The sequence below is a fragment of the Pedobacter indicus genome, from assembly GCF_003449035.1.
Lineage (GTDB): Bacteria > Bacteroidota > Bacteroidia > Sphingobacteriales > Sphingobacteriaceae > Albibacterium > Albibacterium indicum.
Genome location: NZ_QRGB01000001.1, coordinates 866803 through 884215 on the forward strand (window position 1 = coordinate 866803; position 17413 = coordinate 884215).

Genomic DNA, 17413 nt, shown 5'->3' on the forward strand with positions numbered 1-17413 from the left:
CTTGGAAAATAAACTTTCACCTTTTAGCTTATTGAACCCTGGGAAACTGAAAGTACTCCTATCACTCGGCGTGAAAGGCTATTTAGCAGATCGGGGTTGGTTCGATGCTTATCGGACGAAATCGGCGATCGATGAAAATGGGAAAGCAATTCCGTGGGTGACTTATTCGTTTATCGATTTTATTGGTGAGCGTATTAGCAAGGAGCACAATGTATTCGAGTTTGGTTCGGGTAACTCAACTCGTTTTTACGCGGAACGGGCTCAAACAGTGGTTTCGGTAGAGCATGATCGGGATTGGTTTGAAAAGAGCTCAAAACTAAACTTGCCGAATGTGGATATGATTCAATGTGATTTGCAGCCGGGCGGAGATTACAGTCATTCTGCTACCCGGACGGGCAAACGCTTTCATATTATTATCGTTGACGGACGTGACCGGGTGAATTGCTGTAAACACGCACTTGATGCATTGACAGAGGACGGGGTCATTGTGCTGGACGATTCGGAAAGAGCAAAATACGAACAGGCCTTTTACTTCTTTGAGCGTCATGGTTTTAAACACTTGCCTTTTACGGGAATGGCTCCGGGGGCTATTATTTCCAAATGCACGAGTGTTTTTTATAGATCATCTAACTGTTTGGATATCTGATTCCAGTTTCCGCTTTCTTGCCGTATTTTTAGCTGAATATTTTTTTGAAAAACGAAATTTGAAAGATTGACTTAATCATCATAAGACCTTGTTGCCGAGTTTTTGGGATTAAGATAATATAGAATGTGGAAATGCCATAGGCGATTAATGATGCCCAGGCGGCTCCCTTGATACCGTAAAGAGGAATCCACCAAATATTAAGGATAACATTGACAAAGGCTCCTGCGGCGGTCCGGCTTAGTGATAGTTTGGTGTAGCCTTCAGCTATTAGATATTGCCCGCTGGCACTACCCAAGAATACGAAAACACCCGCCCAGATGTGGATTGCAAGAACTTCAGCGCCACCTCCCTGAACATACTCTGCACTGTAGAGCAATTGATAAATCCACGGCGCTGCGAATGTTACGACTATCGCGATACCTATACTGATCAAAGACATGAGATCGTATAGATTTTGTAAACGAAGCATATACCGTTTGGGGTCGTTTTTTCTAGCGTTCATGATCGCCGGAAAGAGGGCACTTACGGCAGCTACAGGGATAAAATACCAGCTTTCACTCAGGCTAACGACGGTCGAATAAATACCTAAAGCATCATTCCCTAGATAGCTGCTGATCATTACTTGGTCGATTTTCATATAAAGGGACACCAAGATTGCTGAGAAAGCTAAGGGCCATGCTTTTTTGAATAGATCGACCGCAATAACGCGGTTGAACTTCCATCGGAAAATAGATTCAGAGCTTCTTGAATACATAAGAATGTAGCCGGCGGCCAGAAATGCCGCATCAGCCAGAAGTGCACATACGAAGTAGATTAAGGGTGCCTGTTTGATGATTAATCCAATCTTCAATAGAGCTGATATTAGATTTCCGGCAATCTGCACGATCATGATCTTTTTCCCCTGCACTTGCGATTGGAAGTAACTGTCGATAATGTTAATGGACTGGATGACGCAAACGAAAGAAACGATGAGGATGAACTCAAAAGGGATTCCGAGGTTGGGGCTTGAAAAATTAACTACGAGAAAATAGGAGAGATAGATTAGAGGCAACATCAGGAGCCCGGCCAGCAGGCGCATGCCGAATGCTGTTCCTAACAACGTGTTTTTTGCCTGCGGCCGGTGTAATAACTCGCGTGTCACGTAACTATCTAAACCGAGTGCGGAAGCTGCCATAAAGAAGGTAATGATAGCCATGGGGAAATTCAACATACCATTTTGCTCGCTCCCCAGATAGTTGGCTACCGCTATGCCCGTAAACATTTTAATGAGTAAGCTACCGATACGGGCTAACATTAACCAGCTTGTGTTTTTAAAATATTTCTCAAAAGCCTGAGGGTCAAAGCCTGGTAGCGTGGGTAGCTTCATGAAACAAACCTAATAAAAAATAGTAAATGTATTCGTAAAATATATTTTAAAGTGTTTTTGGTTTACGAAAGTATTCGCTACCTTTGCAGTCCTTAATTTTAAGGAGCATTATATATTATTCATATTTAAAAGAAAAGTAAGTGAATACGTTAAGTTACAAAACTGTCTCAGCCAACAAGCAGACCATTAACAAAGAATGGATTGTCGTTGATGCCGAAGGTGAGATTTTGGGGCGCTTGTCTTCTGAAATTGCAAAGATTATCAGAGGAAAACACAAGCCGACGTTCACCCCAAACGTAGACTGCGGAGATAACGTGATTGTTATTAATGCAGACAAAGTTAAATTGACCGGTGATAAACTGGAGGACAAAGTTTATACGTCTTATACTGGATATCCAGGTGGTCAGCGTTTTATTTCTCCTAAGGAATTGTTGGCGAAACACCCGACACGCGTTGTAGAAAAAGCAATTCGTGGGATGTTGCCTAAAAACAGATTAGGTCGCGCTTTATTTAAGAACCTTTATGTGTATGCTGGTAATGAGCATCCGCATGCGGCTCAAAATCCTAAAACAGTTAAATTCTAAGGAGGAAAGAAATGTCAGTTACAAACACTTCAGGAAGAAGAAAAACAGCTGTAGCGCGTATCTATTTGAGCGCGGGCAGCGGAACAATTACCGTGAACGGTAAAGATTATAAAGAGTATTTTCCAACATTGCCATTGCAGTACATCGTAACTCAGAGTATTGAAGTTGCTGGTGTAGCTGGGAATCATGATGTTAAAGTTAACGTTGCAGGTGGTGGAATTAAAGGTCAGGCGGAAGCAGTTCGATTAGCGATTGCGAAAGCATTGATCGAATTAGACCCAGAAATTAAAGCATCTTTACGTGCGAAAGGCTTGGTGACCCGTGACGACCGTATGGTTGAGCGCAAGAAACCAGGACGTGCAAAAGCTCGTAAGAAATTTCAATTTAGTAAACGTTAATTTAAGGAGGACCAAACAATGGCAAGAACAACATATCAGGAATTACTGGATGCAGGTGTACATTTTGGACACCTTACCCGTAAATGGGATCCGAAAATGGCTAAGTACATTTTCATGGAGCGTAACGGCATCCACATCATCGATTTAAATAAAACTTTAGTAAAACTAGAAGAAGCTGCTTCTGCTATTAAGCAGATCGTAAAATCTGGCCGTAAAGTTTTATTTGTTGCTACAAAAAAACAAGCAAAAGATATTATAGCAGAGCAGGCAAAAGCTGCAAATATGCCTTACGTTACAGAACGTTGGTTAGGTGGTATGCTTACCAACTTTGCTACGGTGCGTAAGTCTATTAAGAAGATGTCGAACATCGACAAAATGACGAAAGACGGAACTTACGATGTTTTGTCTAAAAAGGAAAAGTTAATGATTCAGCGCGAGCGAATTAAGCTTGAATCTCTTCTTGGAGGTATTGCTGATTTGAATCGTTTGCCGGCAGCGTTATTCATCGTTGATGTTAAAAAAGAGCATATTGCAGTAAGCGAAGCGATGAAGTTGAATATCCCTACATTTGGCTTAGTGGATACAAACTCTGATCCTTCAAATATTGACTTTCCAATTCCTGCGAATGACGATGCATCAAAGTCTATTTCTTTAATAGCTGCTATTATCGGAAAGGCTATTCAGGAAGGATTGGAAGAGCGTAAACGCGATAAGGAGGAAGAGGCTGAAAAGGAAGCAGCAGCAGCAAAAGCACAAATCGATAACGCAAAAGAAGAGTCTGATAAAGACGATAAAGATAAAAAAGAGACTTCGGCTAAACGTCCGCGTAAATCTGCAAGTCAAGATAAATCTGAAACTGTTGAATCATCGGTAGAAGATAAAAAAGATTAATTTTTATATTGTGGGTTGTTGATTAAGTGTATGCGTTTTAAATAAGCACGTAATCGACGACCCATAATTATTTTATAATATAAATAAAAGTAAAAGAAATGTCTACAGTACAAATTTCTGCATCGGACGTAAATAAGCTGCGCCAACAAACTGGAGCAGGTATGATGGATTGCAAAAAGGCTTTGGTTGAATCAAATGGAGATTTCGAACAAGCTGTTGACTACCTTCGTAAGAAAGGAGCAAAAGTAGCTGCTAATCGTCAAGACCGTGAGTCGAACGAAGGAGTAGTCATTGCTAAAACTACCACTGATGGAAAAAGAGGAGTTGTGGTTGAAGTGAACTGCGAAACTGACTTTGTTGCAAAAAATGAAGATTTTATCGCATTTGCAGAAAATATCGCTGACGTTGCAATTCAGGAAAACCCAGCTAGCCTTGATGCTTTAAAAGCATTGAGTATCGGCGGACGTCCAATAAGTGAGTTGATTGTTGAGCAAACTGGAAAAATTGGTGAGCGTATCGACGTTTCAAACTATGAGGTAATAGAAGCTGAAAAAGTTGTTCCTTATATTCATGGAAACTACCGTATTGGAGTTTTAGTGGGATTGAGTCAAGAAGCTGAGGGGGCAGAAGAAGCAGGGAGAGATGTAGCAATGCAAATTGCGGCGATGAACCCATCCGCAATTGATAAAGACGGGGTCGATGAAGAGGTTATTCAACGCGAACTAGAAATTGCTAAGGAGCAGATTCGTGCTGAAGGAAAGCCAGAAGCGATGTTGGACAAAATAGCGCAAGGAAAGTTGAATAAGTTTTTCAAGGAAAACACGTTGTTGAACCAAGAGTTTGTTAAAGATCCTTCTAAAAGCGTTACTCAATTCTTAGGGAGTGTATCAAAAGATTTAACTGTTACAGCATTTAAACGTGTACAGTTAGGTGCATAACTAACAGTTTTTACTGAGAATATGGATCCCGTCTCGTTAGAGGCGGGATTTTTTTTGCTTTGTAGTCAATATTGAAGCCAGATCCAAAAGGATTTGTTATATTTAATGCCATTTTTCATTCTGAGGTAGAAAAATAATTATTTGAAGCAGTAAAGAAGGTATGACGATAAAAGCGAAAGGACGGCATGAGAGTAGATAGTAGCAAACCCTTTAAATTGGTCTACTCGTTATGTAGGCATGAATTCTTGGGATATTTGATCGAACCGCACGTTGTACAGATAAACCAAGATGGAGGGATGTCTTTAACCTATAACCGTCTGTTTACTAATACTGCCAGTGATTATAGTAAGTACATTGATGAGATAGATTGGAAACTCATTAAGCTATGTGAGGATATCGAACAGGGCAATATTATTAAGCGATTCTACAAAAAGAATATAAGGCCTTCCGAATATTTTAGTCGGATTTTCAATGAGGAACTTTTTGCTATTATTCGACCAAAGATCGAGGAGACATTACAGAAGATATTTGATTTGCTAACAGGAAAGCCCTTTTACTTAATGAGTAAAGAGGGGTGGCCGGTCGAAGCTAATCTTAGTTTCGCGAGCCAAAAGGCTTCAGTCTTGTTTCATTTTAGACGTTCGGAACATGAACTCAGGTATTTCCCGACTTTGAAGTATGATGGGTATCGTATTGAGTTCATGTATAAAGGAGCTGAAATTATAACGAATGACCCTGCATGCTTACTCTTGGAGAATACCCTTTATTTCTTCGATCAAGAAGTTGAAGGACGCAAACTAGCACCTTTTTTAAATAGGCGGTATATTTCTATCCCTAAATCGACAGAGCAGAGTTATTTTAAAAAGTTTATAGCTCCTTTGATCGAACGATATCATGTTTATGCAGAGGGCTTCGAGATAAAAACACATAAGTATCAAGCAGTGCCCTTAATTGAATTCCGCTCACTTTCTGATCGGCAATACGATATTAAGCTTAAATTTAAATATGACAGCTATATTTTTTCAGAAATAGGTACTAAACCGGTGAGCGTGAGAGTTTCTTATGACACTCAATATGACCGTTATACATTTTATCGGATAAAAAGATCGATGATGTGGGAGCGTGCTCAATTAGATTTTCTGGAAAAATTAGGACTTAAACGCTCAACGTCGAATCGACTGGAGCTAAGAGAAGAGATTAACAATAGCGGGAACCTGCTAGATTGGTTAAATCGGCAAATAGATGTGCTAGTTGATCACGGCTTCGAGATCTCACAGAAAAAATCCGATAAGAAATATGTATTCGGACAGATGAAAGTGAACCTTGAAGTTGAAGAAGGGATCGATTGGTTTGATATTAAAGCAACTATTCAGTTCGGAGAATTTTTAATTCCATTTGTTAAGCTCAAAAAGTATATTTTGAACAATGAACAAGAATTCGTGTTGCCTTCAGGTGAAATTGCGATTATCCCCGAGCAATGGTTTAACAAATTCAACGATCTCTTTTATTTTGCCGATGACAAGGAAGGTTTAAAGCTTCAGAAACAACATATTGGGATTATTAGTGGTCTTGATGAAGATGGAGTCGCGGGATTGAGTATGAAGAGGAAAATCGAGAAGTTGACTCATTTCGAATCTCTTGAGGATGTCGATGAGCCTAAGCTTTTTCATGGAACCCTTCGTCCTTATCAAAAAGCCGGTTATAATTGGTTCTGGTTTTTAAAACGACATCATTTCGGTGGATGTTTAGCAGACGACATGGGCTTAGGAAAGACTGTCCAGACATTAGCGCTTTTACAGAAAGAGAAGGAAGAGTCTGTTTCAACAGGAAGGGAGCACACATCTTTAATTATAATGCCAACTTCGTTGATATACAACTGGTTGAAAGAAGCTGAAAAATTTGCTCCTGATTTGCGAATACTAAACCACACAGGGACAACAAGAGCTAAAGCTTCTTCGGTATTTACAGAATACGACATCGTCATCAGTACCTATGGAATAGCAAGAATAGACACCGATATTCTGGAGGATTTCTTATTTCATTACATTATACTAGACGAGAGCCAGTACATCAAGAACGTAACATCAAAGGCTTTCAAATCAATACAGCGATTAAGAGGTAACTATCGATTAATTTTAAGTGGTACACCAATTGAGAATTCAGTGGCTGATCTATGGTCGCAAATGACATTTGTTAATCCGGGGCTTTTAGGAAGTTATACTTTTTTTATGAGAGAGTATGTCACTCCAATCGAAAAGAAGAAGGATGAAAAAGCCAGTATGCGCTTGCAAACATTGATCAAGCCTTTTGTTCTTCGTAGAACGAAAGATCAGGTAGCCAAAGAGTTGCCAGAAAAGTCTGAAAAAATATTCTACTGCGGAATGTCTGAATCACAGGCTGATTATTATAGTCGGATCAAAGCAGAATATCGAAACATGATGCTTAGGCAATTGGATGAAGGGACATTTAAAAGGTCAGGTATTCAGGTAATCAAAGGTCTCAGTCAATTGAGACAATTGGCAAATCATCCTCAGCTGATTGATGATAAATATCAGGGTACATCGGGTAAGTTTGAGAGCGTTATACAGACATTGGAAACTGTCTTGATTCGCGGTCATAAGGTGCTTATATTTTCACAGTTTGTAAAACAAATGAAGATATATGCAAACTATTTTAAAGACAACGGTATTGCATTTTCATATCTGGATGGCGCAACCCAGAATAGACAAAATGTTATTGACGAATATCGAGAGAGTGAAGAGATAAAAGTTTTTTTAATTTCTATAAAGGCAGGAGGGGTCGGACTAAATTTGACCGAGGCCGACTATGTTTTCATTCTCGACCCCTGGTGGAACCCCGCTGTCGAGATGCAGGCCATAGATCGAACCCATCGGATTGGTCAAACTAAGAAAGTTTTCATCTACAAGTTTATCACAAAGGACACCGTAGAAGAAAAGATTTTAGCGTTACAAAGAAATAAACAACAGCTTGCAACGTCACTCATAAAAGTCGAAGAAAGCTTTGTTAAATCACTAACGGAGGCTGATATTGCCGAGTTGTTAAGCTAATTATTCGCATAGTGAAATAAACTTTAGTTTATTTTTATTGTTTAAATCAGAAGGTAATCAATAGTTGTATATTTGCGCAATGACCAAAGAAAATATTCAAGACTTGAGGGATCGAACTGCTTCCCTGAGGAGGCATCTTTGACATCGATCAGAAAAAAGAAGAACTTCATAAAGATCAAAGTTTAACGCTTACACCTACCTTTTGGGACGATCCCAAAGCAGCTGAACAGGTTATGGCTACAATTCAGAGTAAGAAGGTCTGGACAGATGCCTATGATGAGCTCAGCACACTTGTTGATGATGTTGCAGTCATGCAGGAGTTTTTTCAATCGGGAGATGCGAGCGAAGAGGAATTAAACGACACGTATGCAAAGGCGATAACGGCGCTTGAGGAGTTGGAGTTTAAAAACATGCTTAGTGCGGAGGAAGATCAACTCAGTGCAATCCTTCAGATTACGGCCGGCGCTGGCGGAACGGAAAGCTGCGACTGGGCAGAAATGCTTATGCGTATGTACCTGATGTGGGGAGCCAATAATGGTTACAAAGTTAGCGAACAGGACTATCAGGCTGGCGACGTTGCTGGAATAAAGACAGTAACACTTCAATTTGATGGTAATTTTCCGTTTGGGTATTTAAAGGGAGAAACAGGCGTACATCGTTTAGTCCGTATCTCTCCGTTTGATTCGAATGCAAAACGACATACGTCTTTTTCTTCGGTATATGTTTACCCACTAATTAATGATGCGATCGAGATTGATGTTAAAGACTCCGAAATCGAATGGGATACTTTTCGTTCAGGAGGTGCCGGAGGTCAGAATGTGAACAAAGTGGAGACTGCCGTGCGCTTGCACCATAAGCCTTCGGGAATCATTATTAAGAATCAAGAATCTCGTTCGCAGTTGCAGAATAAAGAAAATGCTATGCGCCTACTTAAATCTCAGTTATATGAAATAGAAATGAGAAAAAAAATGGAAGCGACAGCAGCAATCGAAGGGAGCAAGAAAAAAATTGAATGGGGTTCCCAAATTCGGAATTATGTTCTGCACCCATATAAGTTAGTTAAAGATTTACGGACTAATCATGAAACATCCAATACACAGGCGGTACTGGATGGCGAGATTGATGACTTTTTGAAGGCCTATTTAATGGAGTTTGGGAGTGACTAATTCTAAAAGTCATTTTTCCACATCATGCTTTCAACAGGTCTTGTCGTTTTTCTATTGTATTTTGCGTTCCCTTTTGAATTATATAGTGTCTGAACATCGCCTTCGACAGCAAAATAAATTAATTGTCCGATAGGCATACCTGCATACACTCTGACAGGCTGTGTCACCGATATTTCAAGTGTCCAGGTATTGCAAAACCCAACATCTCCTTTTCCAGCGGTTGCATGAATGTCGATTCCCAGGCGACCCGTGCTCGACTTCCCTTCAAGAAAGGGAACGTGGCGATAGGTCTCCGTATATTCGACTGTTACACCCAAGTACAAGGTATTCGGTTCTAAAATCAGCCCTTCCTTAGGTATCTCGAAGTGAACCACCTCATTATGTTCTTTTGCATCCAATACGCGGCTCTTATAGGTTGCAAGATATCTACCCAAATGAACATCATATGAGTTAGTTCCTAAACAACGCCGATCGAAGGGCTCGATAACGATATGCCCATTTTCGATTTCTTCCAAAATTCTTTTATCAGATAAAATCATGCAGTAAAAATAGAAATAATCGTTGTCTAATTGCCTACATATTAAAAATAAAGACGTTTAAAGTAATGTTGAGTCTCGATTTCGGAGATTAGTTCGTAATTTGTGATGTGAAATAAACTAAGACGAATAATTATAATTAGATGCCGATACGTTTTATCAAAAAGATAGAGGACGGAAGCACGTTAGCCTTATGGTATATTGATGAAGACGAGGATAAGCTGATAGAGGGTTTAAGAATGAGCGATCTTGAAAGACAGGAATTATCCAAGATTCGATCGCCGTATGGAAGAATACGCTGGCTTGCTGTGCGCAGAGCACTCAATTGTTTGTTCGCTCAAGACATTACAGAATGTCTGAAAGACGAACATGGTAAGCCCTATGTAAAAGGCTTTGATGGCTACATTTCCCTGAGTCATTCGAACGAATATGCAGCCGCGATCTCTCATCCCCGGCACCCGGTTGGAGTTGATATAGAAATTATACAACCCAAAATTAAACGTATTAAGCAGAAATTCATGACGGAGAAAGAGCTTCGTTTCATCCATGGAGAAAATGAGATAGAGCAACTATACGCCTGTTGGTGCGCAAAGGAATCTATTTTCAAATGGCAGGGGAGAAAGGGGATCTCCCTTAAACAAAATATTGATGTCGTTCCCTTCGAATATCAAGACAAGGGAAGTTTGCAAGCATACTTAAATACATCAGATGCGAGTCAATTGTTGACGGTAGAATACCAGAAAATGGAAGGGTATTTTCTGGCTTATGTTTCTAATCCTTAATTTTGGGATTTAATAGAGAATGTAATGCAAAACAAAGATGTGATTTTTCAAGACTGGGGATTGGTTGACTACGAAGAGTCATGGAACCGACAAGAGGAATTATTTGCGGAAACCATTGCGCTAAAGATCGATAACCGGACTCATGAAAGAAAAATACCTACAAAAAATTATTTGATTTTTGTAGAGCATCCGCATGTATATACGCTGGGTAAAAGCGGTAAGCCCGAACACCTATTATTGGATGAAGAAGGCTTGAAGGCTAAACATGCTAGGTATTACAAAATAAATAGAGGAGGAGATATAACCTATCATGGGCCAGGACAGATTGTAGGTTACCCGATACTTGATTTGGACAATTTCTTTACCGATATCCATCGCTATTTACGTACACTAGAAGAAGCAATTATTCTGACTTTGGCGGATTACGGACTAAAAGCAGATCGGTATCCTGGTTATACCGGCGTTTGGCTGGAGGCTGATAACGAAAAAGCAAGAAAAATATGTGCAATGGGGGTTCGTAGCAGTCGCTGGGTGACCATGCATGGTTTTGCATTCAATGTCAATTCAGAACTTGATTACTTCAATAATATTGTACCTTGTGGAATTGAAGATAAAGCTGTTACTTCCTTGTCACGCGAATTAGGTGAAGAGCAGGATATTACTGAAGTAAAAAGCCGTCTAAAACGTCATATTGGACAGGTTTTCCAAATGAATTTTATTGAGCCATAATAATATAGAACCGCTAGAATATAGAACTCATAGCGATTCAACATTATTAGAATTATTTCCTAGACTCTTTTTCCATTTTCAATTGATCAATGACCGTTGGCTTGACCTGATATTTATCAAGCAACACTGGCAATGGTTTACTATTTTCTCTCTTAAATTCTTCAATCAGTTCAAAGGCTGCTTGTCTGGTTTGTGCGCGAGAAACAGACATCTGCTTAGCTTGTGATGTTGTTGCTTCAGAAGGATCAATTATATAGAGCGCAGTTAATACCAGAGGGTCTTCTTTAGAACCTAATGGTGATAAAGGCAGGTATTCATACTCATCAATTTCTTCATCAGGAGCTAAACCTTTGTCATAGTCACCATGTCCTTCTTTATCAGCAAGTTTGACGATAATCGGCTGAATAGCCCAGTCAATTTGCCGTGGTTTTCTATCATCCTCGATCGTTATTGAACCCTCATTTTTTCCTATTGTAGTGCCACCAATATGGATGACCTCCATATAAGGTGCAAGGTTGTGAATAACCAACTCACTCGCCGATGCAGAATTATCCGTTGCCAATATAAAGACTCGCGGGAGGTTCAAATTAGCAGCTTTAATCCTAGCATCAATCGCGTTAGCTGCCGCAGTTAACTCTTGGTCACTCGGGTTTTCCGGTAGGTCTTTTGACAATGCCGGATAGAGGTCATAAAATCTCTCATCGCGACTTTGTCCTGCCCTGTCAAATTGTTGATTCAGGCGATCGTTATAGTTGTATTTAACAAATACATCTTCTTTATTATAGTTATCCATAATCAAAGCGGACAATGCACCTGAAACGGCTATCCCTCCACCCAGGTTATAACGAAGATCAAGAATTAGATCGCTTACGCCAGCAGATTTAAACTCAGCGAAAACATCGAACAGTTCATCTACCTTATTGTTTAAAAAGCGATTATAGAAGATATAACCAACTTTCTTGCCGCTCTTAGATGTGATTGTTGAGTGGTAATGCACTGAGGGTTCGTCGACCTTGGTTGCAGTTAGAGAAACGGTTTCATCCGTTGTTGTCAATACTTTTCCTTTTAAAGTCGCTAGCGTAATGTTAAATGCTTCGCCCGAAGAGTAAGGTTTAAGTTTTTCTTCATAGTTTTGAGCCGTCATCTCCGACCCATTCACTTTCGTAAACATATCTCCTCTTTCCAGCTTGGCTTTGTCGGCCGGCGAACCAGGAATGACATATTTAACCACACCGAATACCTTCTTGCCATCATCATACCCAAATAATATAATGTTCATGCCCGTACTCGTCGTCACCCCTTGCATCCCTTCATTTAACTCATCTGCTTTTTGTATCCATGAAAATCGGTCATCGGCGTTAAGAATAGTCTCAAAAAACTCAGGAGGTTCAAGACCGAAGTCTAGTCGATTATCAGCTGGTATTCCATCATTCCAGTAATAGTAAATACGCATTTGTTCGGTAATCCATTCATTCACCTTTTGGTTCTCAGGATTAACCTCTGTTTCCTCTGTATCGTCAGTTGGACTTGGCGCTGTCTTTTCACACGAAGCGAAGCTTATTGCGATACCCATAAATAATATGGGTATATATCTTTTTATAAGTGTAAGATAACTTATTTTCATTCTGTAAAATTTATGTAACCCAAAAGTAGTAAAAAAAAAACTCAGAATTTATTGATTAACACTCAGGTAAACTCAAGGGGATATTGATAGCCAAACCACCGTCTGACGTCTCTTTATATTTCGAGTTCATATCCTGAGCCGTTTGCCACATGGTTTTAACAACATTATTCAGACTAACGATTGTTTTGTCCGGATCAGTTCGAAGAGCAAGCTGTGATGCCGTAATAGCCTTGATAGCTCCCATGGTGTTTCTTTCAATACAAGGGATCTGAACCAAACCGCCAATAGGGTCACATGTCAGCCCTAAATGATGTTCCATCGCGATCTCAGCAGCGGTTAGTACCTGCGCTTGTGTACCCCCTAAACATTCGGTCAGTGCTGCTGCGGCCATTGAAGAGGATACTCCAATTTCCGCCTGACAACCACCCATGGCAGCAGATATTGTCGAACCTTTCTTAAAAATACTACCTATTTCTGCAGCTGTTGCTAAAAAGTGAATAACTTCTTCATCGTCAATATCGTGGTGAAAAACACTGAAATATAAAAGAACGGCCGGAATGACTCCCGCAGCACCATTGGTTGGCGCGGTAACTACACGACCGAAAGAGGCATTCTCCTCATTCACCGCCAAAGCAAAACAACTTACCCAATCAAGAATATGCTTAAAGTCGTTTCCTCCCGAGCGGATTGCTTCAACCCAAGACTGGTAGTCATGATAAAATTTACCGTTTAAAAGGCGTTTATTAAGTTTGGATGCTCTTCTTACAACTGATAGCCCGCCTGGCAAAACACCCTCCGTATGACATCCACGATACACACAGTCTTTCATAACTTCAAAAATGCGCAGCATTTGTGCTCTTGTATCTTTTTCCTCACGCCATGCAGTTTCGTTTTCCAAAACGATGTCCGAAATACTAAGACCTGTGCGTATACACCATCCTAACAATTCATTCGCATTATCAATCGGAAAAGGCAAGTCAACTTGGTTGTCTTGGCCTATTTCTTCATTTTCTTGGGTAACAAAACCTCCACCAACCGAGTAGTAAGTTTCTGAAATTGCTTTCCCTGTTGTCAGAAATGCCTGAAAAGTTAGAGCGTTCGGGTGAAACGGAAGACTTTCAGTAAAATGAAAGACAATATCATCGGAGAACGAAAAAGCTATTTCTTTTTTTCCACCTAAAGAGATTTTCTTGTCAATCTTAATTGAGTCAATCGTAGGGTTAATCATATTGACCTCAATCGTCACCGGATCATCACCGTTAATCCCTAACGCAACCGCAATATCAGTTCCGTGCCCCTTGCCAGTTTTTGCCAAAGACCCGTACAGGTGTATCTGGACTTGCTCGACTTCATCTGTTAAGCTTTCTTCATCCAATCTTCTTAAGAAGCGTTGTGCCGCTCGCCATGGCCCCAGCGTATGGGAGCTAGACGGACCAACACCGATCTTCAAGATGTCAAAAACCGAAATCTGTTCCTTTTCCATTCTTTATCGTTAATAATCAGGTTATTTTATTACAAAAATAAGCAATATAAACTCACATTCGTAGCTTAGCTCATCGACATAAATTATAATTACTATTTTTAAAAAATAGTTTACTCGTTATGAAAAACATCCTTGGTTTATTGGTTTTGCTTACTTCCTGTTTGTTCAGTAGAGCACAAGTCTATCAAGAATATTTGCTGAGTGACTGGGCTTTCAAAGCAGAATCTGATAAATATTGGCTTCCTGCACAGGTACCCGGCATTTTAATCGATGACCTTTTAGATAATGGGAAGTCATCGGTAAATAGTTCAGATTCCATCTGGTTCTATCGAACGACTTTTATAGCCGATAAACAGATTATGTCAAGAGACTTTGTTGAATTGTCATTCGAGGGACTCGATACGCGGGCAACTGTATTCCTAAATCAGAAACCGATATTGGCAGCTAACAATATGTTTCGCTCATGGTCCGTACCTATTAAATCTCTTATAAAGGAAGGCGAGAATGAATTGATGATTCGGTTTGCAAATGTTGAATATTCTCCCTCACTTCGGAAAGCGTATTATCATTTTAAAGACGCAGACCCCATTCTCCCTCTCGGCGTCTGGAAACCCGTCATTCTTGAGTCCTGGAACGAATACCGACTAGATCATCTTAGCTACAGTATCGATGAAATAACGGATAAAGAGGCACGTTTAACCGCTGAACTCGATTTCCGCACACAGGGGGAGCAACAAGTGAATGTGGAGGTTTATGATGAAGTATCGGGGAGAACATTTACCCGTGAAACCGTTCGTGTCGCCCCAGGTAGCGAGCAAATAGAGCTTCCGTTTGTAATCAAAAAGCCAAAGCTTTGGTGGCCTAAAAAGTTAGGGAAGCCCAATCTTTACAAAATTGGGGTTCGTGTAAATAGTGGCAAAAATGAGCAGGTAATGATGAAGCGGATTGGAATTCGTGATGTGAAGGTTGATCCTTCGAGCACAGTTCAAGATTTCAGGCTAATGGTAAACGGGAAGTCGGTGCATGTCGATCTATCTGAATATTGGCCTATGGCGATGAATGCGAGCAGTATAAGTACGGATGAATATGATTCGTTTTTCTTCATCTTAGAGAGGTTAGAAAAGACTGTGCTCCACGTAGCGTCTCCGGGAATCTATGAAAGTCCCTATTTTTATGATTTGGCTGATACGCATGGGATCTTAATTTTGCAGGATTTTATGTTTCCGCCGGCAAATTATCCTAAAACAGCTAGTTTTCTTGAAAACATAAAAGCTGAAGCGGCAGAAAACATAAAAGCTCTACAACATCACCCGTCCATTGTAGCCTGGGGCGGTGTTGTTCCGAAGTACCCCGACAAAGAAAGAGCACATTCAGGTACGGAAGAGAATTCAAATGCAAAAGCGCATTCAGAACACATCAACGCCTTGCTGAAAAAAACGCTGGAAGAGATCGATCCAACTTATTTTTTCCTAGCCAAATAGATTGAAGCTGATATAATATTTCAAAAAAAGAGGGAGTTACTGATTAAGCCACTCCCTCTTTTTTATTGCGACGTTTGATTATTACATCATGCCGCCCATGCCACCACCCATTGGAGGAGCACCTGCGCCACCTTTATCGTCTTCTGGCTCATCTGCCAAAACAACTTCAGTAGTCAATAGCATTGATGCAATTGATGCAGCGTTTTCTAACGCAACACGAGAAACTTTAGTCGGATCGATTACACCCGCACCAATCAAATTCTCATATACATCATTGCGTGCATTGTATCCGTAATCTGATTCACCTTCTTTCACCTTCTGTACTACGATTGATCCTTCTACACCAGCGTTGTTACAGATTTGGCGTAACGGTTCCTCAATAGCACGTTTGATGATATTAATACCTGTGTTTTCATCTTCGTTTTCACCTTTCAATTCAGCTAAAGCTTCGATTGAACGAATGAATGCTACACCTCCACCAGCTACAATACCTTCTTCCACTGCTGCACGAGTAGCATGCAAAGCATCATCAACACGGTCTTTTTTCTCTTTCATTTCAACTTCGGTAGCTGCACCAACATAAAGTACCGCAACACCGCCAGCTAATTTAGCAAGACGTTCCTGAAGTTTTTCACGATCGTAGTCAGAGGTAGTTGTTTCGATCTGAGCTTTAATCTGGTTTACGCGAGCTTTAATCTCGTCAGTTGAGCCAGAACCATTAATCATGGTTGTGTTATCTTTGTCGATAACTACTTTTTCAGCTTGACCTAGTGATTCTAATTCAGCATTTTCTAACTTGAAACCTCTTTCTTCAGAGATAACCGTACCGCCCGTTAAGATCGCGATGTCTTCCAACATAGCTTTTCTACGATCACCAAAGCCTGGAGCTTTAACTGCCGCAACTTTCAACGAACCGCGGATTTTGTTAACAACTAAGGTTGCCAATGCTTCACCATCTAAATCTTCAGCGATAATAAGGAGTGGTTTTCCTGTTTGAACTTGTTTCTCCAAAATAGGAAGAAGCTCCTTCATGTTGCTGATTTTCTTGTCGTAAATCAATATGTAAGGGCTTTCTAATTCAACTTCCATTTTATCGGTGTTGGTAACGAAGTAAGGAGAAAGGTAACCCCTATCAAACTGCATACCTTCTACAGTCTTTACTTCGGTTTCCGTTCCTTTAGCTTCTTCAACCGTGATCACACCGTCTTTACCAACTTTATTCATTGCTTCTGCGATGAGCGTACCAATCACTTCATCGTTGTTTGCTGAAATAGAAGCAACTTGTTTGATTTTGTTGTTATCTTCCCCAACAGTTTGAGATTGAGACTGTAAGTCGTTTACAACCGCAGCTACAGCTTTATCAATCCCGCGTTTTAAGTCCATTGGGTTCGCACCGGCAGCTACGTTTTTAATTCCGGCGGTTACAATAGCCTGAGCTAACACAGTAGCAGTAGTCGTCCCATCACCAGCTTGATCGGCTGTTTTAGAAGCAACTTCTTTAACCATTTGAGCTCCCATGTTTTCCATTGGCTCTTTCAAGTCAATCTCTTTAGCAACTGTTACACCGTCCTTTGTGATCGCTGGGGAACCGAATTTCTTTTCTATAATTACGTTACGACCTTTTGGTCCTAAAGTTACTTTTACTGCATTAGCAAGCGTGTCGACACCTTTTTTTAGTGCTTCACGTGCGTCAACATCATATTTTACTTCTTTTGCCATTT

The 17413-nt window shown here is 40.3% G+C and carries 15 protein-coding genes; 10 read left to right on the forward strand and 5 right to left on the reverse strand.

The window, feature by feature from the left end; genetic code table 11:
• The first annotated feature begins 1 nt into the window (after position 1).
• The gene (locus D3P12_RS04035) at positions 2-646 is read left to right on the forward strand and encodes a class I SAM-dependent methyltransferase (RefSeq protein WP_118193794.1); all 645 of its coding nucleotides are present in this window, start codon (positions 2-4) and stop codon (positions 644-646) included.
• A gap of 28 nt (positions 647-674) precedes the next feature.
• On the opposite strand, the gene D3P12_RS04040 is transcribed toward D3P12_RS04035, so the two are convergent.
• The gene (locus tag D3P12_RS04040) at positions 675-2012 is read right to left on the reverse strand and encodes a flippase (protein WP_118193795.1); all 1338 of its coding nucleotides are present in this window, start codon (positions 2010-2012) and stop codon (positions 675-677) included.
• Between the two features lie 140 nt (positions 2013-2152).
• On the opposite strand from D3P12_RS04040, the gene rplM reads away from it, so the two are divergent.
• The 6 genes from rplM (at position 2153) to prfB (ending at position 9057) form a co-directional block, all read left to right on the forward strand.
• On the forward strand, positions 2153-2596 hold the full coding sequence (rplM, locus tag D3P12_RS04045; protein ID WP_118193796.1) for a 50S ribosomal protein L13: 444 nt from the start codon (positions 2153-2155) through the stop codon (positions 2594-2596).
• An 11-nt stretch (positions 2597-2607) separates the two neighbouring features.
• The gene (rpsI, locus tag D3P12_RS04050; protein WP_118193797.1) at positions 2608-2994 is read left to right on the forward strand and encodes a 30S ribosomal protein S9; all 387 of its coding nucleotides are present in this window, start codon (positions 2608-2610) and stop codon (positions 2992-2994) included.
• A gap of 18 nt (positions 2995-3012) precedes the next feature.
• Positions 3013-3885 carry a 30S ribosomal protein S2 gene (gene rpsB / locus D3P12_RS04055; protein ID WP_118193798.1) on the forward strand — a complete coding sequence of 291 codons (873 nt, stop codon included), beginning with the start codon at positions 3013-3015 and terminating at the stop codon, positions 3883-3885.
• Positions 3886-3983: 98 nt separating this feature from the next.
• On the forward strand, positions 3984-4823 hold the full coding sequence (gene tsf / locus D3P12_RS04060) for a translation elongation factor Ts (RefSeq protein ID WP_118193799.1): 840 nt from the start codon (positions 3984-3986) through the stop codon (positions 4821-4823).
• 185 nt (positions 4824-5008) lie between these two features.
• Entirely contained in the window at positions 5009-7891 is a 2883-nt protein-coding gene (locus tag D3P12_RS04065; RefSeq protein WP_118193800.1) for a DEAD/DEAH box helicase, read from the forward strand.
• Positions 7892-7970: 79 nt separating this feature from the next.
• Positions 7971-9057, forward strand: a protein-coding gene (gene prfB, locus D3P12_RS04070) for a peptide chain release factor 2 (protein WP_118193801.1) whose coding sequence is annotated in 2 segments (ribosomal slippage) — positions 7971-8030 and positions 8032-9057 — 1086 coding nt in all. Because the reading frame shifts where the segments join, the coding sequence is not laid out codon by codon here.
• Positions 9058-9059: 2 nt separating this feature from the next.
• On the opposite strand, the gene dcd is transcribed toward prfB, so the two are convergent.
• The gene (gene dcd, locus D3P12_RS04075) at positions 9060-9596 is read right to left on the reverse strand and encodes a dCTP deaminase (protein ID WP_118193802.1); all 537 of its coding nucleotides are present in this window, start codon (positions 9594-9596) and stop codon (positions 9060-9062) included.
• Positions 9597-9736: 140 nt separating this feature from the next.
• Between dcd and D3P12_RS04080 the strand changes: the two genes are divergently transcribed.
• Positions 9737-10375 (forward strand): 4'-phosphopantetheinyl transferase family protein, encoded by a 639-nt coding sequence (locus tag D3P12_RS04080; protein WP_118193803.1) that lies wholly within the window; start codon positions 9737-9739, stop codon positions 10373-10375.
• A 24-nt stretch (positions 10376-10399) separates the two neighbouring features.
• Positions 10400-11104, forward strand: a complete 705-nt coding sequence (gene lipB / locus D3P12_RS04085; RefSeq protein WP_118193804.1) for a lipoyl(octanoyl) transferase LipB — start codon at positions 10400-10402, stop codon at positions 11102-11104.
• Positions 11105-11156: 52 nt separating this feature from the next.
• On the opposite strand, the gene D3P12_RS04090 is transcribed toward lipB, so the two are convergent.
• On the reverse strand, positions 11157-12728 hold the full coding sequence (locus tag D3P12_RS04090) for a S41 family peptidase (RefSeq protein WP_118193805.1): 1572 nt from the start codon (positions 12726-12728) through the stop codon (positions 11157-11159).
• A gap of 55 nt (positions 12729-12783) precedes the next feature.
• Complete coding sequence (locus tag D3P12_RS04095; protein WP_118193806.1) at positions 12784-14211, reverse strand: L-serine ammonia-lyase; 1428 nt, start codon at positions 14209-14211, stop codon at positions 12784-12786.
• A gap of 119 nt (positions 14212-14330) precedes the next feature.
• Between D3P12_RS04095 and D3P12_RS04100 the strand changes: the two genes are divergently transcribed.
• Positions 14331-15692, forward strand: a complete 1362-nt coding sequence (locus D3P12_RS04100; RefSeq protein WP_118193807.1) for a glycosyl hydrolase 2 galactose-binding domain-containing protein — start codon at positions 14331-14333, stop codon at positions 15690-15692.
• A gap of 81 nt (positions 15693-15773) precedes the next feature.
• On the opposite strand, the gene groL is transcribed toward D3P12_RS04100, so the two are convergent.
• Positions 15774-17411, reverse strand: coding sequence for a chaperonin GroEL (groL, locus tag D3P12_RS04105; RefSeq protein ID WP_118193808.1), 1638 nt, complete (start codon positions 17409-17411; stop codon positions 15774-15776).
• Positions 17412-17413: the final 2 nt, after the last annotated feature.